Source organism: Lactococcus sp. LG1267 (genome assembly GCF_017309545.1).
Taxonomy (GTDB): domain Bacteria; phylum Bacillota; class Bacilli; order Lactobacillales; family Streptococcaceae; genus Lactococcus; species Lactococcus petauri.
The window spans coordinates 860664-886173 of sequence record NZ_CP071295.1 but is presented as its reverse complement, the minus strand read 5'-3'; the positions used below and the strand labels follow the sequence as shown (position 1 = coordinate 886173).

Here is a 25510-nt window from a genome sequence, read left to right as displayed (position 1 = left end):
TTAATAAAACTTGCTTGCCGGCTGTGTTCATTAAGTATTTTAGGTTTTCTTTATCAGAAATATAATTTATCTTTACAAAAACTATTTTACTCTTTCGAGTTATATTTGTCAAGCGAAATATCACGAAAAAGTGAATTATTTTTTGTCATACCTTTGAAAGGCTTGATATGACTACATTTGATAGAATAAAAGAACTTGCTGATAGACAAGGCAAATCACTCCAAAAAGTTGCAAGTGATCTTGGATTTAGTCCAAATTACTTTTACAACTTAAAAAGTAAAAAATCTCCTTCAGCAGAACACTTAGCAAAAGTAGCAGATTATTTTCATGTTTCAGTTGATTATCTTCTAGGTCGTGAAGAAAACGCAGGAAATAAAGAACCTGTAGATCTTGCTGATCTAGTAGATGAAAGTAAAGTTGATTGGGATGAATGGGTATCTTTTGATGGTAAACCACTTACTGATGAGGTGAAATCTGCATTAAAACTTATTTTAGGTAAACGTCTTGAAGACTAATCGGGGGCTCTATGAACGAACAGGAACTAATAGAGCGTATAATCCTTGAAATAGAAAAATTTGGAATTGAAGTTATCGGAGACAACTCTTTTCCTTTGGACGCTGTAACTAACAATAGAAAAAAGATAACAATTTTTAATCCCAGTACGGTTAAAGCATTTAAGCTATGCCATGAATTAATACATATTAAGAACAATGATTCTTATCGCCTAGGAGAATGTGACACTACAAGTCCTCAAGAAAAAAGGACTAATAAAGAAGCTATTCTCTTTCTATGGGATATATTCATAACTGAAGGTGGGAGCTTTAATCTTTTTCAAAGGTTCATCGAAATATCTGGCTGCCCTTGCGATACTTCTTTTTCTCTTCTTTGTAAAGTAAACGCAGAAGTTATAAAAGAATTAAACAAAGAGGATAGCCAGGTAAAAGACTATAGCAAAATGTCCCTCAAGGAATGTGTTATTGACTATATCTCGCATTTTGATGTTGTGGAACAAATCAATACTTATCAATTTCTTGAAGCATATAATTTGCCATACGAAGAGTATGATGCAGCCGTTAAAATATTTAAAACTGTTTTGCATCTAGATTATGCCTGTTAAAAGGAGTGACTATGAAATTCGGAATGAGAACACCCAGTATTAAAAAAAGCATCAAAGCTCAAACGACTGGGAAGGTTAAAAGGCAAATAAAAAAAGCTCCAGTTCCCACTTATGGCAAAAAAGGAACTGGAGCAATTAAAAATCCTAAAAAAGCAGTTTATAATAAAGCTTATAAAAAAACTACATTTTCTTTTTGGAATTTGTTTAAATAAAGAATATATGTGCTATCAAGCTAAAAAGTAGGGAGATAAAATGACCGGAGAACTTTCAAAAAAACTAGTTGATAAAAGTATTGAAGCATTTATCATGGGTCTTGAGATTTACAATAAACCCACAATTAATTATAGATTGAAGGGTTCTCCTTCTTTATTTGTAACGCATGGGAACTGATGCTTAAAGCAAAAATGTTGGACGATGGAAAGAGCATTTACTTTAAAGATAATCCTGATAGAACTTTAAGTTTAGAAAACGTGATAAATCAAGTTTATCCAAATAAAACACAACCATTAAGAATCAATTTAGAAAAACTGGTTATTTTGAGAAATACGAGCACTCATTTTATTACTGAAGACTATGAAGTGATATATGCTCCACTTTTTCAATCAAATGTTCTTTCATTTTCTGAGCAACTTCTTCGTTTCCACGACAGAGACATTACAAAACACGTTCCACAAAATTTTTTAACTCTATCAGCAACTATGGAGCCACTAACAAATGAGCAAATAAAATTGAAATATTCTCCTGAAGTCGCCCAAAGATTTATTTTTCAAAAAAATGATATTGAAACAACCACCGAACTTTATCCATCAGATAAATTTTCTATAGCAATTCAGCATAACTTTTACCAAGTTAAGTCGAAAGAAAAAGCGGATTTCACTTTTAAGATTGATAAAAATTCTACACAATCTGTAAATACTATTACAAAATATAAAGACCCTAGCGAGACGCATAAGTATTCTTTTGAAAATTTAGTAAAAGAAGTTCAAGTCCGTTTGCAAAAGCGTAAAATACCCTTTACATATAAAACTAGCTCTGGAAGTAAAAATATCTTCAGTAGTTACACTCTTGGATTGTTTATAAAATTTTATGATATAAAAAATAACGAACAATATTCTTTCAAGCACATTGTTGGAAAAAATGAGACCTATTCATATTCTCAACAAGCTGCTGAATTTATAATTTCAGAAATAAAAAAAGATCCTCAAAATATTATTGAGAATCTAAAGAAGGCAAATAAAAAGAGATAACCCCAGGCACATAGGACTGCTCAATGCTTCAATAAAGCACTTACCCCATTTTGGGACCCAGCGGATATCCTTCACAAGTTATCTTTAAAGCTATTATAAACAATTTACAAATAAAAAGCAAATAAAAAAACCGCCCTAAACTTTGGCGAGTCGCAGGACGGATTTAAAAAATTAGTATGTGAAAACCACGTTATTCGTGAAGTTTTCTTGTACTCTATTTTACAGAAAAAAGGAGTAGAAATCAAATGTGGGTAGAAGCTTTACAAAATGGTAAATATAAATATTTTGAGAGATATCGGGACCCTTTAACCGAAAAGTTAAAGAAAGTGTCAATTACACTCGACAAAAACACTTCAAGGGCACAAAAGGAGGCACAACGTCTTCTCCAGGAAAAGATTGATAAGCACGTAAAAGATGATGATGTAAGTAACATTACTTTTTGGGAACTATATGAAGAGTATTTCAAGAACTGGTCCCCAACAGTTAAAGATTCTTCAAAGCGTGGTCTAATTGCTCACGATAATAGAATAAAGGATAATATCCCTAAGTCTACCCCCGCAAGAAATATTACACGCAGAACAATTCAAAAGTTAGTTAACGAAATGATGGATGAGGGCTATGCTTATAGTTACTATAATGGTTTCAAAAAACGATTCCATTCTATTCTTGATTTTGGTGTACGTATGGGATATCTTGATAAAAACGAAGCAAGTTATGTTAAATCTCCAAAAAAAGTAAAATCATTTGAAGAAGTCCAAGAAAAAAGAGAGAGTTACCTTGAATTAAGCGAAATAAAACAATTATTAAAAATACTTAGGATTACTCCAAGAGTAGATCATTTAGCAAACTTCGTAGAATTTATGGCCTATACTGGAGCAAGATATGGAGAAACTGCTGCTTTAACTACTAAAGATATTGATTTAGAGAATGGTCTAATAACAATAAATGGAACATATGATCGAGCATTGAAGATAAAAACAACTCCAAAGACAGATTTTTCCTACAGGACAATAACGATTCCAGATAATATTATTAAAATAATTGAATCACAACTGGAGTTACTGGAACTTAATAGATCAGTCAAAGGGAAAGATTTCAATAAAAATAATTATATATTCTTTAGTGTTAATGGTTCAGCAATTGATTTAGATACTTTAAATGTAGTGATACGGCGAGCAGCAGAAAAAGCAAAAATCAATAAACATTTAACTTCGCATATTTTTCGTCACTCACATGTTGCCCTACTTGCAGAATTAGGTATCCCGCTGAATGCTGCAATGGAAAGAGTAGGACACACAGATTATAAAACTACTCTAAGCATTTACTCACACGTTACCAAATCTGTCAAAGTTGATATAGTTAAAAAGTTAAATGAATTAAAATAAAAAGTGCCCCTCATAAAATTAAAGGGGCACTTTTTATTATTGTTGGATTTATTGGTAGCACTGTATTTTACGATTTTTATTTTTATGCCCCTTCTGTGCCCCATTGTCTTCTTGTAACAAAGCAAAATAACCGTAAAGCCTGTTATAAAGGCACTAAGAAACAATTAACCGATTGAACCCTCCATGCTGTAAGAAATCAATCGGTTGAGTTCTACTGCGTACTCCATTGGGAGTTCTTTAGTAAAGGGTTCAATAAAGCCCATCACAATCATATCTGTGGCTTCTTTTTCTGTTAAACCACGGCTCATCAAATAGTATAACTGTTCTTCTGAGATTTTAGATACTTTGGCTTCATGTTCCAAGGCAACTTGTGAGTTATGAATCTCATTAAATGGAATTGTATCTGATTTTGAAATATCATCCATAATAATCGTGTCACATTCAATATGTGATTTAGAATGTGCAGAGTTTTTGTTGAAGGTTACTTGTCCACGATAATTTACAGCTCCACCAGATTTAGAAATGGATTTAGAAATAATCGATGAGCTTGTATTTGGTGCATTATGAATCATTTTGGCACCTGTATCTTGCTCTTGATTTGCGTTAGCAAAGGCGATTGAAAGCATTGTACCACGTGCGCCAGGACCGTCTAAATAGACAGCTGGATACTTCATAGAGACACGTGAGCCTAAGTTACCATCAATCCATTCCACAGTTGCATTTGCCTCTGCTTTGGCTCGTTTTGTTACCAAGTTATAGACATTATCTGACCAGTTTTGAATGGTTGAATAACGCATATATCCGCCTTCTTCACAGAAGATTTCAACAACAGCAGCATGCAAGCTGGCTGATGAATATGTTGGTGCAGTACAACCTTCCACATATTGGATAGAAGCACCTTCATCAACAATGATTAAAGTACGTTCAAACTGACCAGACTTTTCGTTATTAATACGGAAATAGGCTTGGATAGGAATTTCACATTTTACCCCTTTAGGCACATAAACGAAACTTCCTCCAGACCAAACTGCTGAATTCAAAGCAGCTAATTTATTGTCTGTTGGTGGCACGAGCTTTGCAAAGTATTTTTTGAAAAGCTCCGGATATTCTTTCAGAGCAGAATCGGTATCGGTAAAGACGATACCAAGTTTTTCAAATTCTTCCTTCATGTTGTGATAAACAACTTCTGACTCATACTGTGCTGATGCTCCTGCTAGGTAAGCACGCTCTGCTTCTGGGATACCAATTTTTTCAAAGGTTTCCTTAATTTCATCAGGAACTTCTTCCCAAGTACGGGCAGGTTTATCGGTAGGTTTTTGGTAATAAACCACATCATCAAAATCAATGTCTGATAAATCAGGCCCCCATTCTGGGAGATCTAATTTTTTGAAGGCTTCGAAGGACTTGAGGCGGAAATCCAGCATCCATTCTGGTTCTTCTTTTGCGGCCGACATTGTACGTATCACATCTTCTGTCAGACCTGTTCCTGTAGACATGACTAATTCAGCATTATCATGAAAACCAAATTTATATTCTTCTAATACTGGAACTTCTTCTGTCATTATTTTCCTCTCTTTATTTGCATTTTAGTGAGATTCAGATACAGTCGCGGTACCATCTGTCTCAATCGCTTTTTTCAGGGCATTCCAGGCTAGCGTTGAACATTTTACTCGCTGCGGAAATTTCGACACTCCTGCAAGGAATTGTGCATCTCCTAAACGCTCCTGCGCTTCTTCAACGTGTCCTGTCACCATTTCTGAAAAAATCTTTGCCAATTCCAAAGCTTCGGCTTTTGTCTTGCCAATCACAGCTTCCGTCATCATTGAGGCAGATGCTGTTGAAATTGTACAACCGTGCCCGCTAAAGGCAATATCGCTAATCTTATCTTCTGTAAACGCAACAGTCAAGCGAATGACGTCTCCACAGGTTGGATTATTTAAATCAACAACACAAGCCTGTTGTAATTCACCTGCATGACGTGGCGCAGAAGAGTGATCAAGAATTACTGCACGGTATAAATTATCTAATTTTGAAAGTGCCATTCTTTTTCTCCGTTTTTTTGAATACTATAAGCCGAAAAACTCTTTTGTCTTCAAAAGAGCATCCACCAGTTTATCGCAGTCTGCTTTTGTATTATAAATATAAAAACTTGCGCGTGCTGTTGAAGCTTGACCAAGGTAATTAAGCAAAGGCTGTGCGCAATGATGCCCAGCGCGTACAGCCACACCTTCCATATCCAAAGCTGTCGCCAAATCGTGAGGATGAAGTCCTCGGATATTAAAGGCAATCACACCACTGCGCTCTTCAACAGCTTCTGGACCATAAACTTCCAAACCTTCAATCGCTTTTAGTTTAGGCATCACATAAGCTACAAGCTCTTGCTCATACCGATGAATATTGTCCATTCCTATTGCCTCAAGGTAGTCAATAGCTGCCCCGAGTGCGATAGCTCCCGCAATATTTGGTGTGCCCGCTTCAAACTTCCATGGCAACTCCGTCCATGTCGAGTGACTTTCATAAACGAAGTCAATCATTTCCCCACCAAATTCGATAGGATTCATTTGATTAAGCAAAGTCTCTTTTCCATAAAGAACACCAATTCCTGTTGGACCACACATTTTATGCCCCGAAAAAGCAAAGAAATCTACATCCAACTCTTGGACATTAATTTTCATATGCGGAACAGACTGCGCACCATCAACGACAAAATAGGCACCGTGATGATGAACTAGCTCTGCAATTTCCTTAATCGGAGTGATTGAACCTAGGACATTTGAGGCATGTGTTAAGCTTACAAATTTTGTTCTGGTCGTCAGTTTTTCTTTTAAGTCATCAACGTCTAAAGCACCGTCTTTCAGATAGACAATTTTTAGAATTGCTCCCGTTTTTTCAGCAACTTGTTGCCAAGGGACAAAGTTTGAGTGGTGCTCCGCAACGGAAATAATAATCTCATCACCTGCTGTTAAGGTTTGCTCCGCAAATTTTGAGACCCAGTTTAAACTCGTTGTTGTTCCACGAGTGAACAATACTTCTTTCGTAGACGCAGCATGAATAAACTTTCGAACCTTTTCACGTGCTGCCTCATAATCTGCAGTTGCACGCTCTGCAAGGGTATGAACCCCGCGATGAACATTGGCATTATCATGCTCATAATAGTTTGTCAAAACATCCAACACCTGTTGTGGCTTTTGGGTGGTGGCTGCATTGTCCAAGTAGACTAATGGTTCGTCATTAACTTTTTGATTAAGAATTTTAAAGTCTTTTGTTAAGTCAATCATTAGATTGCCAACTTTCTCTCGATAATTGAGATAAATTCATCACGAACGGCTTTAATTGGAATTTCAGTTACAACTGCACCGAGGAAGCCTCGAATAACAAGACGTTTGGCTGTTGTTTCATCTAAGCCTCGACTCATAAGGTAGTACATATCCTCAGGATCAACCTGACCAATAGAAGCTGCGTGTCCTGCAGTTACGTCATTTTCCTCAATGAGCAAAATAGGATTGGCATCACTACGAGCACGGTCTGAAAGCATCAATACTCGGCTTTCTTGTTGCGCATCCGCCCCTTTAGCCCCGCGCATGATTTGACCAATTCCATTAAAAGTTAATGTGCCTCGATCAAGAATAACACCATGTTGCAAGATATGCCCTACTGAATTACGGCCAAAGTTTGTCACACGAGTATCAATCCCTTGGATTTGTTTACCCATAGATAATCCAACAACTTTGATTTGTGAGTGGCTTCCATCACCTTTTAAATCGCTGTCAAAATCACAAATAACATTGCCATCATTCATTGTTCCGATAGACCAATCAATTGTAGCATTATTTGCTAAATGCCCGCGACGACTGATATAAGCTGTGACATGTTCTCCTAAACGGTCAATAGCCGCAAATTTCACTTGCGCACCTTCAAGGGCAATAACTTCGATAGAAAGATTACCTGTGACCTTAACGTTGCCATCACCGATACTTTCCAAACGTTCCAAATAATCAAGCTTACTGTTACGACCAGCAATAATTAAGATGTGTTTATTGAAAGGCAAATCTGACTCAGAATCCTGATAGAACTTTGCTTCTACAGGCATGTCAATTTCAACATTGTCCGGAATATAAAGAACCGCGCCAGAGTTGAAACTGGCAACATTGCTTGCTGCTAAACGATCTTCTGTATAGCTCACAGCTTTGCCGAAATAATTTTCGACTATCTCAGGAATTTCTTCCATCGCTGAAGCAAAATCAGTGAAAACAACACCTTTTTCAGCCAAATCTGGACGCATTTGCTCCATAACATTTTGGCTGCCTACTTGTACCAAAAGTGGGTGATTTGGTAGTTCTGTAAAGCTTGGAACGTTTCCACTTGGCTCAGAATCCCCTATTTCTGTATTATCCAAGCCCCAACGATTGAATTTCACACGCTCAATATTGGGCATCTCTAACTCTGTCATAGCCTCAAAGGCGGTTTGACGAAGCTCTGATAACCAGTTTGGTTCAGCATGCATGAGCGAGAAATTTTTTATTTTTTCATTCATTTAATTGTATCTCCATGATGTATTTGGTGATGTATGACTTTCTGTCCCTTAACACCTCATACGACCTCAACCTATGCTTCTTCCTTATATTGAATCCCTAATTCTTCAGAGATTTTAGCATATCCTTCTTTTTCAAGACGTTTCGCAAGTTCGGCTCCGCCTGTCATAACAACGCGGCCTTCCATCATGATGTGAACGACATCTGGGGTAATATAGTCGAGTAAACGTTGATAGTGGGTAATGATAAGGGCACCAAAACTATCGCCACGCATAGCGTTCACCCCTTTTGAGACTACTTTAAGCGCATCGATATCAAGCCCAGAGTCAATTTCATCCAAAATAGCAAAAGTTGGTTCTAACATCAAGAGTTGGAGGATTTCATTACGTTTCTTCTCCCCACCAGAGAAGCCTTCATTGAGGTAACGCTCTGCCATCTCTTCTTTCATGTTAAGTAATTCCATATTTTTATCCAATTTTTTGATGAAATCCATAACAGAAATTTTGTCATCTTCTGCACGTTTAGCATTAATGGCTGCACGCATAAATTCAGCGTTTGTAATCCCTGGAATTTCAGAAGGGTACTGCATCGCAAGGAATAATCCAAGTCGAGCGCGTTCATCGACTTCTAATTCAAGGACATTTTCACCATCAAATAGAATTTCTCCTTCAGTGACTGTGTAACTTGGATTTCCCATAATTGCTGCTGACAAGGTTGATTTCCCTGTACCGTTTGGACCCATGATTGCATGTACTTCATTGGTATTAATAGTAAGGTTTACACCTTTAAGGATTTCTTTGTCTTCAATGCTCACATGAAGATTTTTAATTTCTAAAGTTGCCATTCTAACTCCTTCAATTCATAAGTAAAATATCTTTTACACTTCACCCTCCATTATAACAAAAAAAACAGACGAAAAGCTCATTTCCGTTCTGTTTTGTCGTGTTTATATTTTCTTTTACGTTTCTTACTTATAACTTGCTCTCGATACTCCGAACTGCCAATGAACCTCAAAACATTGAGGAAAGGTTGGCGGTCTTTACCAAGTATACCGACCAAGTCAATAAACAGCCCCAGTCCAAGCAGCAAAGCAATAATTAAGAATATACCACCGATCCGGCTGGAAACTTGTAGGATCAAGGAAATAAAGGCAAAAATTCCAGCTATGCCATAAATAACTAATACAGCGCCTCGATGAGTGAAGCCAATGTACATTAAACGGTGGTGCAGGTGCATTTTATCCGCACTAGAAATTCTTTGATTATTCAGTTTTCGCCGCACCATTGCCACGATTGTATCTGTTAATGGAACACCTAAAATCAAAAGTGGTGTTAGAACAGCTACTGCCGTTGCATTCTTTAAACCTTGCAGGGACACAACCGATATCATAAATCCCAAAAACAGTGCACCAGTATCTCCTAGATAGATAATTGCTGGATGATAGTTATATGGGAAGAAGCCCATAATGGCGGCAACTAAGGTAAAAATGGTAATAGGCAAGAAGATACTTGAACCTGGTAAAAAGAAGTAAGACACAATCCCCATGGTAAAGAGTGAAATCACGGAGACACCACTGGCTAAACCATCTAGGCCATCGATCAGATTAACCGCATTTGTAATCGACACAATCCAAAAAACGGTAAAAATAAAGGATAACCAAGCGGGAAACTCAAGAAAAGGACCACCGAAAGGAATTTTAAGATTGTCAAAGCGTGCATGGGTAAAAAACCATGTGATTGAAGCAGCGAGAAGCAACCCAGCCATCTTCATCTTAGGGGAGATTTCTTTGATGTCATCAATCAATCCCGTAAGGACAACAATACCACCTGCTACAATAAAAGGTGCAATGTAGTTGATATAAGTCACAAAATGTGGCTTAATTCCTTCCGCCAACTGTTTGGGGCTCATCAGGGGAAGTTGTGGATAAACAATCATCGGGAGGATAAAAAGTGTCGCAATTGCAAAGGATGCAAAAATAGCTACTCCCCCTGCCGAGGGCATTATTTTAGTATTGACACGTCGCTTGTTAGGCTTATCTACAGCTCCAATTCGGCGTGAAACAAAGGTCATTAATGGGGTGAAAATCAAGGACATTCCAAATGTCACGAAGAGCACAATGAAGAACTCTACTGTGAAGGGAATCCCCTTAATTGGGATTTCTTTTATGGTATCTATCATATCTTAAATTTTTGAGAGAACTTCCAAAGCACGTGTATTGATTAGTATCTCGCCGTATTCTTGTAGTGTTTCGCGACTGTTGATCGTTTCCTGTCCGTATTCTAACATTCGGGCACGCATCGAACTTACGGCTGTCTTTCCTTTTGACTTTTGATTGTCCAAAATAATCAAATAAAACTTATCTTCATAGCTATAAAGTTCAGATTCCTCTGCATCAATTTTAACATTTTTTACTGCTGTTAAAAGTTGAGACATGTTTTCAAATTCTAGAGAATAGAAGACAAAATCTGGATCTGGTTTATTTTCTACTTTTGTTTCTTTTGTTTCAGTTGTACTTGTATCTGCCATTGTTCCGCCATTTTGTTTTAAATCTTCCACACGTCCAAAGAAATCCGTCATAAGTTGCTCAAATTCTTCGGGATCATCTGGGAGATTATTGGGATCAATATCAATATTTTCTTCAGTAACAATAATATTCACCCCTTTAGGGAAAGGTTGAATTTGGAAAGTTAAAAGTCCTGATGAGAACCTTTCCTCAAGTCCTAGTTCTTCTACTAATTCATAAAAAAGATTTTCAACCATTGACTGATTTGTAAAAAAATCAGAGAGTTTGACATCATGATCAACCAAATCTTGAAAGGTTAGGCTAATCTTTATCGTTTTTTCGTTTATTTCTTCGTATTGCATATTTTTAACCTATTATTCTTCATTAACCTGCATGAGAACCATAACTTTTAGTTTTCATTGCAGAAATATTTTTTCTTATATTTAACTGTTTCTTCTAATTATAACATATAAAAGGCTGTTCGCGTTTTTTGCCATTCACTCGAAAACTTTCTTTTTTTACTTTGTTACTCTTACGAAATTTTTTGTATCATTGGAAATTGTTATGTTATTTACCTCTAAAATATATTTTTTTGATAAAATAGTTCTATGATTTATTACATTCTTGCCAATCCCAATGCCGGTTCACGCAAAGGGGAGCGTTCATTGAAACTTTTACTGCCCTATCTTGAAAAAGAGGGCCTCTCTTACAAACTCTTTGCGACCGAACATACTGGGCAAGAAGCAGCTTTTATCCAAAAAATCCTGGAAGATAAATCAGCAGAGGACCGGATTGTCATCTTAGGTGGTGACGGTACCATTTCTTTGACTCTCAATGCTTTACCGGATGATCTGTCCTTTGGTTACATTCCTTCTGGTTCAGGTAATGATTTTGCCCGGAGTTTGGGGCTTTCTTTTGATCCTATCCAAGCCTTCGAAAATATTCGCCAAGATAAGACCAAAGACTTTTATGTTATCCATTATAAATCGCAATCGTTTTCTGGCTACGCGCTCAATAATGTAGGAATCGGTTTAGATGCAGCCATTGTCAAAGCAACTAACAGTGGACGTATGAAAAGCATACTTAATGCACTCAAGTTAGGCAGGCTTTCTTACTTTCTGACTGCCCTTCATGTTTTATTTAGCAAAAAACCGTTTGAGCTTAGCGTTTATAACATGAAAAATGCTTTTAAGTTTGATAATGCCTTTCTCTTGACCTTTACTAAGCATCCCTATTTTGGCGGTGGTATTCAAATTGCACCTGAAGCGACTAATCTCAGCCAGGAAATTCATTTGGTTGAGTTGGACAGATATAGTATCCCGAAAATATTTTCGTTAATTCCTAGTCTGCTTAAAGGAAAACATTTAGACAATAACCTTTTCCATCATAGTGTTTCCACAGCAGCTGCAGTAACATCGCAGTCCGTTCAACCCGTTCAAATCGATGGAGAGTCTTTTACTATCCAAGCCAATGACACTTTGACTCTAACTTCTGAAAAAAGAAAGATTATTTGTTAATAATAAAACGGAAGACTATCTTTTCAATAAGAGTTCATCTTCCGTTTTTCTTTTACAAAAAAATAGCGATATAATCATCGCTATTTTTTATTTTATTTTACTTCTTCAATTTCAGTTTCTGAAACAGTGACTTCAGGAGCATTTGACAAATCTGACAATGGCTCAAGATTACGGTAACGGAACATACCTGTACCGGCAGGAATAATCTTACCGATAATGACATTTTCCTTAAGACCAAGTAAGTGGTCTTCTTTACCATGGATTGCAGCATCAGTCAAGACACGTGTCGTTTCTTGGAAGGATGCAGCAGACAAGAATGAATTTGTTTCCAATGATGCTTTGGTAATACCCATAAGAACAGGACGTGCTGTCGCTGGTGTTTTACCTGAAAGGAGAGCTTCTTCATTGATTTTTTCAAAGTCAGAAATATCCATAAGTCCACCAGGCAAGATATCAACATCACCAGTATCCATTACGCGGACTTTACGAAGCATTTGGCGAACCATAACCTCGATGTGTTTATCCCCGATTTCAACCCCTTGTGAACGATAAGTTTTTTGAACTTCACCGAGCAAGTAAGTTTCAACAGATAAAGCATCACGTACTTGGAGCAAGTGCTTAGGTTCAATTGAACCTTGGATCAATTGGTGACCACGGTGGATAAATTCACCTTCTTCAACCATGAGCACATCGGCCATTGATACTATGTATGAACGTGTATCTGTTTTACCTTTAACTGTGATTTCACGTGTACGTGTCGCAGCGTCTTCCACAATAGATTCAACCGTACCAGTAACTTCGGTAATGATTGCTTCCCCTTTAGGATTACGTGCTTCAAAGATTTCTTGTACACGAGGCAAACCTTGAGTGATATCTGAGCTTGACGCAACACCACCCGTGTGGAATGTACGCATTGTCAACTGTGTACCAGGTTCACCGATTGATTGAGCGGCGATTGTACCAACAGCTTCACCAACTTCAACGGCTTCACCTGTTGCCAAGTTTTTACCGTAACAGTGTTTACATACACCATGTGGTGTTTTACATGTAAATACTGAACGGATTGTAACTTCTTTGATACCTGCAGCAACGATTTGCTTCGCGATATCTTCTGTAATCAATTGATCATCGCCAATAATTACTTCACCAGTTTCTGGATGTACAACTGTTTTACGTGTGTAACGTCCTTCGAGACGTTCAACCAACGGTTCTACCATTTCTTTACCAGTGGCAATATCAGAAATCAAGAGTCCACGGTCTGTACCACAATCCACTTCACGGATGATAACATCTTGAGCGACGTCAACCAAACGACGTGTAAGGTAACCAGAATCGGCAGTCTTAAGGGCTGTATCGGTCATACCTTTACGCGCACCGTGAGTTGAGAAGAACATTTCCAAGACAGAAAGACCTTCACGGAAGTTAGAAATGATAGGCAATTCCATGATACGACCATTAGGAGCAGCCATCAAACCACGCATACCGGCCAATTGCGAGAAGTTGGAAATGTTACCACGGGCACCAGAGTCCATCATCATAACGATTGGGTTAGTCAAATCTTGTTCTTCAATCAAGCGTTTTTCAAGTGTATCTTTTGCACCACGCCAAACATCAGTAACCGCATTGTAGCGCTCATCATCAGTAATCAAACCACGACGGAATTGTTTAGTAATTTGTTCTACACGTTTGTGTGCTGCACCAATGATTTCTGCTTTTTCAGGAACCACTGGGATATCCGCAATACCAACTGTTAAACCAGCCAATGTTGATTGATGGTAACCTAAGTTCTTGAGCAAGTCAAGGAACTCAGAAGTTGTTGTTGTACGGTAACGTTTGAAGACTTCAGCGATAATATTACCCAAGTGTTTTTTCTTGAATGGCAATACTGTATCAATTTCAGCTAAACGTTTATGGATATCTTCACCAGGTTCCATGAAGAAACGATCATCTGTTTGAGTTGTGATGTTCTCATCGGTATTTTCATTCAAGTAAGGCATACCTTCTGGATAAATTTCATTTCCTTCAGGCATGATTGAGTTGAACATTACTTTACCGACAGTTGTAATCAAGATTTTACCTTTTTGGAATTCTGTCCAAGGTTTATTCATTGATTGTGTTGCAATACCGATACGTGTATGCAAGTGGACATATCCGTTACGCATTGCAATTTCAACTTCTTCAGGATTAGAGAAGATCATACCTTCTCCTTCACGTCCTTTTGCTTCCATTGTCAAGTAGTAGTTACCCAAGACCATATCTTGAGAAGGTGTAACGACTGGTTTACCATCTTTAGGGTTAAGGATGTGTTCAGCAGCAAGCATAAGCAAACGTGCTTCGGCTTGCGCTTCTTCTGACAATGGCACGTGAATCGCCATTTGGTCACCGTCAAAGTCGGCATTGTAGGCTTCACAAGCCAATGGGTGCAAACGCATTGCACGTCCATCAATAAGTACTGGCTCGAACGCTTGAATACCTAAGCGGTGAAGCGTAGGTGCGCGGTTAAGAAGGACAGGGTGTTCTTTAACAACTTCTTCAAGGACATCCCAAACTTCAGCATCTTGACGTTCAACTTTACGTTTAGCCGCACGGATGTTGGCAGCCATTTCACGTTTAACCAATTCGGACATTACGAATGGTTTGAAGAGTTCGATAGCCATTTCACGTGGGACACCACATTGGTACATTTTAAGTGTTGGACCAACTGCAATAACTGAACGACCTGAGTAGTCAACACGTTTACCCAACAAGTTTTGACGGAAACGCCCTTGTTTACCTTTCAGCATATGGCTAAGAGATTTAAGCGGACGATTACCGGCACCTGTGATTGGACGACCACGACGACCGTTGTCAATCAATGTATCAACAGCTTCTTGCAACATACGTTTTTCATTTTGGACGATAATATTAGGGGCGTTAAGCTCCATCAAACGTTTCAAACGATTGTTACGGTTGATAACACGACGATAAAGGTCATTCAAATCAGATGTGGCAAAACGTCCACCATCTAATTGAACCATTGGACGAAGATCTGGTGGAATAACTGGAAGCACATTAAGCACCATCCAAGCTAATTTGTTACCAGATTTTTTGAAGGCTGTTAATACGTCTAAACGACGAATGATTTTCACACGACGTTGTCCGCTAACATTTTTCAATTCTTCTTTAAGTTCAGCAACTTCTGCATCAATATCAACATCGTTAAGCAAATCTTGGATAGCTTCAGCACCCATTTTCGCAACAAATGAACCAAAACCATTTTTCAAAAGTTGTTCACGATATTCACGCTCTGTCAAAAGTTGTTTCTTTTCAAGATCTGTTTCCTTAGGATCAATAACGACATAACTTGCGAAGTAAATAACTTCTTCAAGAGCACGTGGGCTCATATCAAGTGCAAGCCCCATACGTGATGGAATCCCTTTGAAATACCAGATGTGTGAAGTTGGTGCTGCCAACTCGATGTGCCCCATACGTTCACGACGTGATTTAGCTGTCGTTACTTGAACACCACAGAGTTCGCAGACTTGGTTTTTGTAGAAAACGCCTTTAAGCTTACCACAAGCACATTCCCAGTCCTTTTGTGGACCAAAGATACGCTCATCGAAGAGACCTTCGCGTTCAGGTTTTTGCGTACGATAGTTGATGGTTTCTGGTTTTTTGACTTCACCAAATGACCAGTAACGAATTTTTTGTGGAGATGCGATACCAATTCGCATACTCTCAAATTTATTTACATCGACCAATGTTTTCTCCACTTTCTTTGTATTTATTTCTTTTCTGTTGAATGTTTGGCTCTTGACAAACATTTCTGTGAAGACCGCTAGCTGTATCTTTTAAAACACAATCTTGCCCGAAAATCTTCAATCTAACGGATCAAAGCTCATGTGCTAGGCAGCAATGTAGAACTTATTTTTAAAATAGAAGTTATCCATCCAAATACAGTTCTACATTACCGCCTAGCACACTTGCACAGCGGTTTACCTTAAAAGGTTTTTATCTTAAATTTATTACGAAAAGCTATTTCTTATTCCTAATAAACTTCTTGTTCACAGAAAAGAACAATTATTTTTCTTCTTTTGCTTCGCTAATCAATGCTTGTTCAGTTTCCACTGCTTCAGTAACAATTTGCTCCTGAGCTTCAAGCATTTCTGGCGTAATGTCAATATTTTCTTGACGAACTTCGATTTCATCATCAAGTTCACGAAGATCAAGGACATTTTTCTCACCATCAAGGACTTTAAGATCCATACCAAGTGCTTGCAATTCTTTTACAAGGACACGGAATGATTCAGGAAGACCTGGTTTAGGAATACGTTCACCCTTAACGATAGCTTCATAAGCACGTGTACGTCCAATAACATCATCTGACTTGTAAGTCAAAATTTCTTGGAGAACATTTGCCGCACCATAAGCTTCAAGGGCCCAAACTTCCATTTCCCCGAAACGTTGTCCACCGAACTGCGCTTTACCACCGAGCGGTTGTTGTGTAACGAGTGAGTAAGGACCAACACTACGTGCGTGAAGTTTATCATCAACCATGTGGTGAAGTTTGATCATATACATGACACCGACAGAAATACGGTTATCAAAAGCTTCACCTGTACGTCCATCATAAAGTACTGTTTTGGCATCATCAGCCATTCCAGCTTCCTTAACGGTATCCCAGATATCTTCATCACTTGCACCATCGAAGACCGGTGATGCAATGTGAATACCCAATGTACGTGCAGCCATACCTAAGTGAAGTTCCATAACTTGTCCGATATTCATACGAGAAGGGACACCCAATGGATTCAACATGATATCGATTGGTGTACCATCCGGCAAGTAAGGCATATCCTCTACAGGAACGATATTTGAAACGACACCTTTGTTACCGTGACGTCCGGCCATCTTATCCCCAACGTGGATTTTACGTTTTTGTGAGATGAAGACACGAACCAACTTGTTCACACCTGATGGCAATTCATCACCATTTTCACGTGTGAATACACGTACATCGTGAACGATACCGCCACCACCGTGAGGAACACGGAGTGATGTATCACGAACTTCACGTGCTTTTTCACCAAAGATAGCACGAAGAAGACGTTCTTCAGGTGTAGGATCAGTTTCACCTTTTGGTGTTACTTTACCAACGAGCAAGTCCCCATCTTCAACCTCAGCACCAATACGGATAATACCGTCTTCGTCCAAGTTTTTGAGGGCTTCATCACCAATATTTGGAATTTCGCGTGTAATTTCTTCAGGGCCAAGCTTTGTATCGCGTGTTTCTGATTCATACTCTTCGATAGCAATAGATGTATAAACGTCATCTTTAATCAAACGTTCAGACATGATAATGGCATCCTCGAAGTTATAACCTTCCCAAGTCATATAAGCAACGAGTGGGTTTTGGCCAAGCGCCATTTCCCCATTTTCCATTGATGGTCCATCACCAATGATGTCGCCGGCTTCAACTTTATCACCAAGTTCAGCAAGTGGACGTTGGTTATATGAAGTTCCTGAGTTTGAACGACGGTACTTCATAATGTTATAGATATCAAGTTCACCTGATGTTCGACGTACACGGATTTCGTCAGCATCTACATATTCAACGGTACCATCATGTTTAGCAATCACAGCAGCACCTGAATCACGTGCTGTTTGATGTTCCATACCTGTACCAATCCAAGGTGCATGTGGATCAATCAATGGAACGGCTTGACGTTGCATGTTGGCACCCATAAGGGCACGGTTGGAGTCATCGTTTTCCAAGAAAGGAATACAAGCAGCTGCTACGGCGATAACCTGTTTAGGAGAAACGTCCATATAGTCTGCAGTTGAAGCATCAACTTCAATATTGTTACCAACGTGACGGGCCATTACTGTTTCGTTGACAAATTTGTTGTCATCAGTCAATGGTGAGTTAGCTTGGGCAACAGTGTAGTTGTCCTCTTCGTCAGCTGTTAAATACTCTACTTCATCCGTAACTGTTCCCGTTGCACGATCAATACGACGGTATGGTGACATGATGAAACCATATTCATTGATTTTGGCATAAGAAGACAAGTTATTGATCAACCCGATATTTGGACCCTCAGGTGTTTCAATCGGACACATACGGCCATAGTGAGTGTAGTGAACGTCACGTACTTCATATGAAGCACGGTCACGTGAGATACCACCAGGACCTAAGGCAGAGAAACGACGTTTGTGTGAAAGCTCTGACAAAGGATTGTGTTGGTCCATAAATTGTGACAACTGTGAAGAACCAAAGAATTCTTTGATTGCAGCAGTTACAGGACGGATGTTAATCAATCCTTGAGGTGTCATATTTTCATTTTCAGAAGATGACATACGTTCACGGATAACACGTTCCATACGTGAAAGACCGATACGGACTTGGTTTTGAAGCAATTCACCAACTGAACGGATACGACGGTTTCCTAAGTGGTCAATATCGTCTACTTTACCAATACCTTCAGAAAGACCTAACCAGTAGTTGATGTTAGCAATCACATCAGCTGGCATCAACACACGATTTTCTGCAGGAATTTGACCATTAGAAATCAATGTCACGACACGTTCTGGATCTTTTGGAGAGTAAACTTTCAATGTTTGAAGTTCAATTGGCTCAGGAATAACAGCATCGTCAGATGGTTGATAAACTGTTGTATTGAGACCATTATCCAAAAGGTTTTCGATAGAATCTAAAACATCACGTGTTACAAGAGTATCAGATTCAACGAGAATTTCTCCTGTTTCAGGATCAACGATTGGCTCTGCCAAAGTCAAACCGAGAATACGGTTTTTAAGCGCAAGCTTTTTATTAAATTTATAACGACCTACAGGTGCAAAGTCGTAACGACGTGGGTCGAAGAAACGTGCAATTAAAAGTCCACGAGAGCTGTCCGCTGTTTTAGGTTCACCAGGACGGAGGCGGTCATAGATGTCTTTAAGCGCTTCTTCAACACGTGTGTCTGATGGGTTTTTGTGAACATCTTTGCCCAATGTTGTATTGAGGAGTTCACTTGGTCCCATAAGTTCAAGGATTTCATCGTCACTACCAAAACCAAGAGCACGCAACATTGTTGTAAATGTTAACTTACGTGTACGGTCAATACGTACATAACCAACACCTTTAGCGTCTGTATCTAATTCAAACCACGCACCACGGTTAGGAATAGTTGTATGACCATAAGATTCCAAACCATTTTTATCTGTTTTAAGGTGGAAGTATGAACCTGGGCTACGTACCAACTGGCTGACGATCAAACGTTCAGAACCGTTGTTGATGAATGTACCCATTTCAGTCATAAGTGGGAAATCACCGAAGAAAACTTCTTGTGTTTTTAATTCGCCTGTTTCTTTATTTACAAGGCGGAAAGTCACATGAATCGGTGCAGAATAGTTTGCATCGTGAGCACGGGCTTCATCCACAGTGTATTTAGGGGCTTTCATTTCATATCCAACAAATTCAAGCTCCATTGTGCCCGCAAAGTTGTCAATTGGAAACATTTCTTTGAAGACGTTAGCCAAACCTTCGTCAAGGAAGTTTTGATAACTTGCTGTTTGAACTTCGATCAAGTTCGGCAAACCAATTACTTCTTTGATTCGTGAAAAACTGCGTCTTGTACGGTGTTTACCGTATTTTACGTCATGTCCTGCCAAGTTGATTCTCCTCATTCTATTTTTCCAGTTTTTCTGGATGTGTTATACAAGATTTGTCGATTTTAAGTTTCTTATGAAAAATTCTGAAAAGTCAGTAGTTTGTCTTTTTCATTACTTTTTAGATTTTTTACAGCTCAGAAACGGCAAAAAAGCAACGAAAACTTGACGTTTCGTTGCTTACAAAACCCGTGGGGACAATATTTCCCACAGAATTTGTCGACAAACCATTACCCTATATTATATCATTTATCGACTGTCTTTACAAGGTCTAAATGCCCTTGAATTACTTTTCTTTCAGCTTAACTTTACCTCTATCCGTCACTTCAACACCTTCTAATTTTAACAAACGAATTTGTTCTAGACGCCCTTCACCGTGCATCCCTATAGTGCCATCAGATCTGATGATTCGCCACCAAGGTAAATGATGACTTCCCGATAGACCGTGAAGCGCTCTGGCGACTTGCCGCGCACCATTTATAAGGCCTGCCCGTAGTGCAATATCTCTGTATGAACTCACTTGTCCATAGGGTACCGCTTTGATTTCCTTAAGTATCCGCTGCGTTTCCGGCTTAAGATCTTCAAAGTCCTTTACCATATTTTCACACGTTGCTCAGGCGCGCGATACATCCCGTCGCTTTCTTGCACCTCAAAAGTCTGATAAAATTCTTCTAAGTTTGTCGGTGGAATATTGGCGCGCAATTTCGCTGGGGCATGAACATCCATTGAAAGAAGCATTTGCTGGAATTCCATGCTGGCTTTCATACGCCAAATTTTCCCCCATTGGCTAAAGAAATCTGTAAGATTAACATCCTCTTCTTTTTGCGCAGCAGTCATCGCTACCGTGATTCCTCCTTGGTCGGCAATATTTTCCGAAACAATCAACTTGCCGTTTGCTGGACCAGCTTCAGTTGCTCGTCCATCAAAAGCTGCAATCATTTCTTCTTGTTTCTTCTCAAAAGCTTCATAGTCTTCGTCTGTCCACCATTTATTGAGATTGCCATACTTGTCAAACTGCGCTCCATTATTGTCAAAAGCATGTGAAATTTCATGGGCAATTACTGCACCAATACCACCGTAATTTTGACTAGCTGACTGTTCAAGACTGTAGAAGGGTGCCTGTAAGATAGCTGCTGGAAAAACAATCGTATTGCTGTCGGGACTATAATAAGCATTAACCATATGAGCCGGCATATGCCACAAGCTCTTATCAACTTCTTCGCTAAATTTTTCATAGTGACGTGCAGTGAGCAATTCATCAAAATGACAGGCATCTTCGTAGAGAGTTCCATTTCCAACTTTAAAACGACTATATATTTCTGGAAGTTTGTCCGGGTAGCCTATGAACACAGTAATTGCACTCAATTTTTCAATAGCCTTATCAATCGTTGCACGACTGAGCCATTCATTTTTATCTAAGCGTTCTTGATAAACTTTAATCATCTCAGAAGTCATGTGCTTAACGTCGGATTTAGCTTCTTCTCCAAAATATTTTAGACCGTAATAAAGGCCAATCACTTGACTGAAATAACTCTCCGTTATATCGAGTTGATGTTTTTCTTGACTCCTTGCCTCTAATACATTCGATAAAAAACGTCCATATGCAGACCCTAAAAGTCGTAATTCATCTGAAAGTAAGCCGGTTGCCTTACGCGCGATTTTCACCAACATCCACGCTTTAATTAAAGGCCAGTTTTCTTCGTTGATGATATGGTCAAAAGAGTCATAAAAACGATTTTCAAAGACAACGATTTTCTCCGGTTCAGTGCTAACCAAACCCTTAATAAATGAGTCAAAATCTATATTTTTAAAATGTCTTACAAACTCCTTAAAAGGAACCGGATTATAAAGCTCCGCATATTTAGCCCACTCTTCCGCAGTATTTGCTGATTCCACCAAAAGGCCATCAAAAGCCACTGCTTTAGCCGCGATTTCTTGGGCATCTTTTTGTCCAAAATGCTCTAATATTTCTTTGGAGTTTTCCTGCCAAAAACTCAAAAGTTCAGCTTTACGAGGATGACTTTCCTCATAGTAAGTAGTGTCAGGCAAAATAAGTCCAGGACCAGTGAAGCCTAGAGAGTGGTGCACTGCATCTTTCATATCTGCATCAACGCTGATTGAGAAAGGTAATGGGGCTTGAGAATGAAAAATCAAATCAAGTAAATGCGTACGAAAATCCTCGAATGAGTTAAGATTTGTTACCTTATCCATCTCTCTAATAACGGCCGAGAAATCGTTTTTATTACGACTTTTCCAATCTCCTGCCTTATTGTAAAACTTTATAGCCTCTAGCAGTTCAGGATTATCTTCTGGAAGTTCCACAGACATGCGCTGCAAATCGGCTGTTAAGTTTTTTTCATTTTCCAATACCAATTCGTCAAAAGCAGAGATACGAGGTTTATCATCTGGTATCTGTACCTGTTCAAGCCATTCGGCATTTACTGTTGCAAATAAATCATCTTGTATTCGTGTCATTATAACCTCCTGAAAACGTTTTTTATATTATAACATAAAAGAAAAAGCAAACTTCCGAACAGCTCTGCATTCTGAAATTCGCTTTATCTATTTTTTTAAATATGAAGTTTTTGACGAAGTCTTGTGCCTCGGCTCCCCATTAATTTTTCAAGTAAGCCAGCTTTGGCTGCAATATAAATGTAGGTGAAGAATCCACCGCCACCAGCCACAGCTACCACGAGCAAGGCTTTGAAATGACCTGGAGAAAGTGGCATCAAAATCAACGAAATCAACCCATAAAGAACCAGAGTCACAACGGCCATAATAGCCGTAATAATTGAGATTCCAATAATTCCTTTCAAAGTACTCTTAACTCGGAAACCCGTAACTTCATGAATTTTGCGAATAATAATCCATGTGCCATATCCAAAAGCAATAGTTGTCGCCACAAGCGGACCATAAGAGTGGAAAATCATAATTGACGGCACTTGCAAAATCAATTTGATCACTAAAGTAATAATGAAGTAACGCATCGCTACTTTAGAATAGTGCAAAGCTTGCAAGATTGGGGCAACCATCGTGTACAAAGCCAGCAAGAAGCTTTGGAGGACAGCCCAGATAAACAGTGCAAGCTGCAAGCTATTTACTGAACCATAAAACAGTGTATAGATTGGTGCAGCTAAAATTGTCATGCCTAGGACCGCAGGCAACATAAAGGCCACAAACAGTTGAAAATCGTAAGAAATCAAATGCGCTGTTTCTTTATAATTCTTCTTAACAAAGTTAGAGGCAATAAGTGGCAGAGCCACAGCTCCTAAAGTCATCGCTTCACCAATGAGAATCATTGTCAATTTGTCGGTATTAGCAGAAAAGTATGAGAAGAAAACTAAAAGCTGTGTATCACTATAGTCAGATACCCACCGCATGACCGTAACAAAGGTCGCTTGGTCCACAATTTTAAAAATTTGAATAGCTGAGCCAATAACGACAAACGGGATAGCTTGATAGATGGTTTGTGAAAGCAGGCGCCAAGCACTAATTTTTGTAATACTTGGGCCTGGGTTAATAATCTTGCCAAGCATATTGTTTTTGATCAAATACCAGAGCAAGACAGCACATGAGCCCAACATACCGATAAAGGCTGCTGTTGTGGATTGGACAACTGCTTGTGTCCAATCTCCACCTGAGAAGCCAAGCTTCATAATCATAAACGTAAATACTAACATCCAAATTACACGGACAACTTGTTCATAAATTTGGCTCAAAGCTATCGGCTTCATATCATTAAGCCCTTGGAAATATCCTCGAATAACTGACATAGCCGGGAAAATCAGAATGGCGAGCGAAAGCGAGCGCATCACCTCTGTTAGGTTTTCTCCTCCACCTGACATAGCTGCTAATGCGGGCGCACCGATATACATCACACCAGCTGCTACAATACCAAGCCCAACCATAAAAATAAAGATATGACGAACTAAACGATTGCTTAGATTTTCATCTCCCATCGCATTATAATGGGCTACCTCACGCGCAATAGCTACAGGAAGACCTGCAGTTGAAATCAAGAGAAAGAGCGCATAAATATTATACCCCATTGAAAAAAGGGCATTGGCTTCATTATTGTGTTCTCCCATCCACGCAAACCACGGAATGATGTAAATCGCACCCAGAAGACGTGATAAAATATCCGCTAAAGTAAACCACAAGGTCCCGCGCATCATTGTATCCTGCTGTGCTGCTTTATTGTCTCGAATCTCTTTACGCTTGGTTTCCGCATCCATTTGCTGGAGCTTTTCTTCCATGCTGAGATTATCAGTCATTTCTGTACTATTCATTTTTCTATTTTACCATGAAGTAGGGATTTTTGACAATAAAAGTTTATAACACTCCTTGGACAAAATAAGTTCTATTTCGAACTACAAATTCTAGATGGATGAGTTTAGTTCCTTTATTTACTAGAACCGTGAGATATAATTAACTTGAAATTCCAGAACGTTTGACATAAAAGTAGCACAGAAAAAAATGTCACGGTATAAAAATTAAAATAAGTTATAAGCAGGATGAAAGCTAAGCCCAGAAGTCCTCTAAAAAAATGCTCCTTTATCTGTCGTTGGATATACATTAACTTTAAGATGCGCATACTGATAAAATAAGCCCGGATTACTGTATTCATCATTATTAAGAAGACCGTTGCCAAGACTACAGTTAAATTCATGGACGAAGCTACAGTAAAAAAAGATAGAGCCATCAGGTAAGAAAGAGCCTGAATTTTTGGCAGTTGTTTTTTGTAATAGCTTAGCTCCACTGTTCTTTCCATGAATGCCACGTTTTGGAAGATGAATATACCAATGTAATTCAGAATGAAACTGCTCTGAATTACCACAAGAAGACCTAAAAGTGAATCAAAACCCGTGAATACACTTTCCTCTGAAACAAAGATAAGAAAACTACCACCAAGGAAAATCAGAGCGCTAAAAATATAAGTTTGGTTATTTTTATTCATAAGGATGATTAATAAAAAAGCCGGAAATTTCCCATTGTATAGATAGCTGCTCCTGCTGAAACACCAATAACAGCGCCAACGGCCCAGTTCCAAGCTGCAACTGTTGCTATTTTAGCCGCAATGACTCTATAGCTATAGACATATACGCCACGCGCGATAGCCTTAATTTGTGTCCAACCAAACCAAACCCTACCGCAGTTAAAGCCCTGCGCATCCCTGCTGAACGATGCCACAAGCCTTCCAAATTCCTTCCGACCATTCGGATAGAAAAAGCACGCGGTGCCAATAATGGCACATTTTGACTTGCCATCAATTCTTTTTCTTTTTGTTGTAAAAAAGCCAAGTCAGATTCATCAAATGTAACCTGTTCAAGCGAATCCCAATTTTCACTTTGTTGTTGATTTACTTGAATATCATTCGCTTGTACTAGCCCTGTCACAGACGGCCCAACTGTCGAAAATAAGAGAGTGAGCGCAATCATACCAACTATCCCTTTTTTAGTTTGTCTTTTCATTAAATTTTCCTTCCTGTGATTATGATTTTTTATGTGTGAATTTTTCAGCAAAGATACGAATAATACTTGAAGTACTTGATTAACCCTACCC

At 38.8% G+C, this 25510-nt stretch carries 18 protein-coding genes and 2 pseudogenes; 6 read left to right on the top strand and 14 right to left on the bottom strand.

Going from position 1 to position 25510, the window contains the following annotated elements:
• The first annotated feature begins 167 nt into the window (after positions 1–167).
• From J0J33_RS04385 to J0J33_RS04365, 5 genes and pseudogenes are all read left to right on the top strand, one after another.
• A complete protein-coding gene (locus J0J33_RS04385; RefSeq protein WP_206921796.1) occupies positions 168–515 on the top strand; it encodes a helix-turn-helix domain-containing protein in 348 nt (115 codons plus the stop codon).
• Positions 516–526: 11 nt separating this feature from the next.
• The gene (locus tag J0J33_RS04380; RefSeq protein WP_206921795.1) at positions 527–1117 is read left to right on the top strand and encodes a hypothetical protein; all 591 of its coding nucleotides are present in this window, start codon (positions 527–529) and stop codon (positions 1115–1117) included.
• A gap of 11 nt (positions 1118–1128) precedes the next feature.
• Positions 1129–1329: a hypothetical protein gene (locus J0J33_RS04375; protein WP_206921794.1), complete on the top strand. Its 201-nt coding sequence runs from the start codon at positions 1129–1131 to the stop codon at positions 1327–1329.
• 40 nt (positions 1330–1369) lie between these two features.
• Positions 1370–2364 (top strand): annotated as a pseudogene (locus J0J33_RS04370) (DUF3644 domain-containing protein).
• Between the two features lie 245 nt (positions 2365–2609).
• On the top strand, positions 2610–3749 hold the full coding sequence (locus tag J0J33_RS04365) for a site-specific integrase (RefSeq protein ID WP_206921793.1): 1140 nt from the start codon (positions 2610–2612) through the stop codon (positions 3747–3749).
• Positions 3750–3913: 164 nt separating this feature from the next.
• Here the strand turns inward: J0J33_RS04365 and sufB are convergent, their stop codons facing one another.
• The 7 genes from sufB to J0J33_RS04330 form a co-directional block, all read right to left on the bottom strand.
• Positions 3914–5311 carry a Fe-S cluster assembly protein SufB gene (gene sufB / locus J0J33_RS04360; RefSeq protein WP_004259194.1) on the bottom strand — a complete coding sequence of 466 codons (1398 nt, stop codon included), beginning with the start codon at positions 5309–5311 and terminating at the stop codon, positions 3914–3916.
• Between the two features lie 24 nt (positions 5312–5335).
• Complete coding sequence (gene sufU / locus J0J33_RS04355) at positions 5336–5791, bottom strand: Fe-S cluster assembly sulfur transfer protein SufU (protein ID WP_019292403.1); 456 nt, start codon at positions 5789–5791, stop codon at positions 5336–5338.
• A gap of 24 nt (positions 5792–5815) precedes the next feature.
• Positions 5816–7027 (bottom strand): cysteine desulfurase, encoded by a 1212-nt coding sequence (locus J0J33_RS04350; protein ID WP_019292404.1) that lies wholly within the window; start codon positions 7025–7027, stop codon positions 5816–5818.
• Complete coding sequence (sufD, locus tag J0J33_RS04345) at positions 7027–8283, bottom strand: Fe-S cluster assembly protein SufD (protein WP_019293599.1); 1257 nt, start codon at positions 8281–8283, stop codon at positions 7027–7029. Before sufD ends, J0J33_RS04350 begins: the two co-directional genes overlap by 1 nt.
• Positions 8284–8354: 71 nt before the next feature.
• Positions 8355–9125 (bottom strand): Fe-S cluster assembly ATPase SufC, encoded by a 771-nt coding sequence (gene sufC / locus J0J33_RS04340; protein WP_206921792.1) that lies wholly within the window; start codon positions 9123–9125, stop codon positions 8355–8357.
• Between the two features lie 77 nt (positions 9126–9202).
• The gene (locus J0J33_RS04335) at positions 9203–10459 is read right to left on the bottom strand and encodes a glycosyltransferase family 4 protein (RefSeq protein WP_019293600.1); all 1257 of its coding nucleotides are present in this window, start codon (positions 10457–10459) and stop codon (positions 9203–9205) included.
• A gap of 3 nt (positions 10460–10462) precedes the next feature.
• Positions 10463–11146, bottom strand: a complete 684-nt coding sequence (locus tag J0J33_RS04330) for an adaptor protein MecA (protein ID WP_019292408.1) — start codon at positions 11144–11146, stop codon at positions 10463–10465.
• 246 nt (positions 11147–11392) lie between these two features.
• On the opposite strand from J0J33_RS04330, the gene J0J33_RS04325 reads away from it, so the two are divergent.
• Positions 11393–12301, top strand: a complete 909-nt coding sequence (locus J0J33_RS04325; protein WP_206888275.1) for a diacylglycerol kinase family protein — start codon at positions 11393–11395, stop codon at positions 12299–12301.
• A gap of 92 nt (positions 12302–12393) precedes the next feature.
• On the opposite strand, the gene rpoC is transcribed toward J0J33_RS04325, so the two are convergent.
• The 7 genes and pseudogenes from rpoC to J0J33_RS04290 form a co-directional block, all read right to left on the bottom strand.
• Positions 12394–16041 carry a DNA-directed RNA polymerase subunit beta' gene (gene rpoC / locus J0J33_RS04320; protein WP_206888273.1) on the bottom strand — a complete coding sequence of 1216 codons (3648 nt, stop codon included), beginning with the start codon at positions 16039–16041 and terminating at the stop codon, positions 12394–12396.
• A gap of 319 nt (positions 16042–16360) precedes the next feature.
• Entirely contained in the window at positions 16361–19951 is a 3591-nt protein-coding gene (gene rpoB, locus J0J33_RS04315; protein WP_019293602.1) for a DNA-directed RNA polymerase subunit beta, read from the bottom strand.
• A 283-nt stretch (positions 19952–20234) separates the two neighbouring features.
• Complete coding sequence (locus tag J0J33_RS04310; protein WP_206888271.1) at positions 20235–20546, bottom strand: MGMT family protein; 312 nt, start codon at positions 20544–20546, stop codon at positions 20235–20237.
• A complete protein-coding gene (locus J0J33_RS04305; RefSeq protein WP_206888269.1) occupies positions 20540–22423 on the bottom strand; it encodes a M13-type metalloendopeptidase in 1884 nt (627 codons plus the stop codon). Before J0J33_RS04305 ends, J0J33_RS04310 begins: the two co-directional genes overlap by 7 nt.
• Positions 22424–22518: 95 nt before the next feature.
• A complete protein-coding gene (locus J0J33_RS04300) occupies positions 22519–24237 on the bottom strand; it encodes a polysaccharide biosynthesis protein (RefSeq protein ID WP_019293339.1) in 1719 nt (572 codons plus the stop codon).
• Between the two features lie 113 nt (positions 24238–24350).
• The gene (locus J0J33_RS04295; RefSeq protein WP_165716554.1) at positions 24351–24905 is read right to left on the bottom strand and encodes a hypothetical protein; all 555 of its coding nucleotides are present in this window, start codon (positions 24903–24905) and stop codon (positions 24351–24353) included.
• Between the two features lie 8 nt (positions 24906–24913).
• Positions 24914–25419 (bottom strand): annotated as a pseudogene (locus tag J0J33_RS04290) (hypothetical protein).
• Positions 25420–25510: the final 91 nt, after the last annotated feature.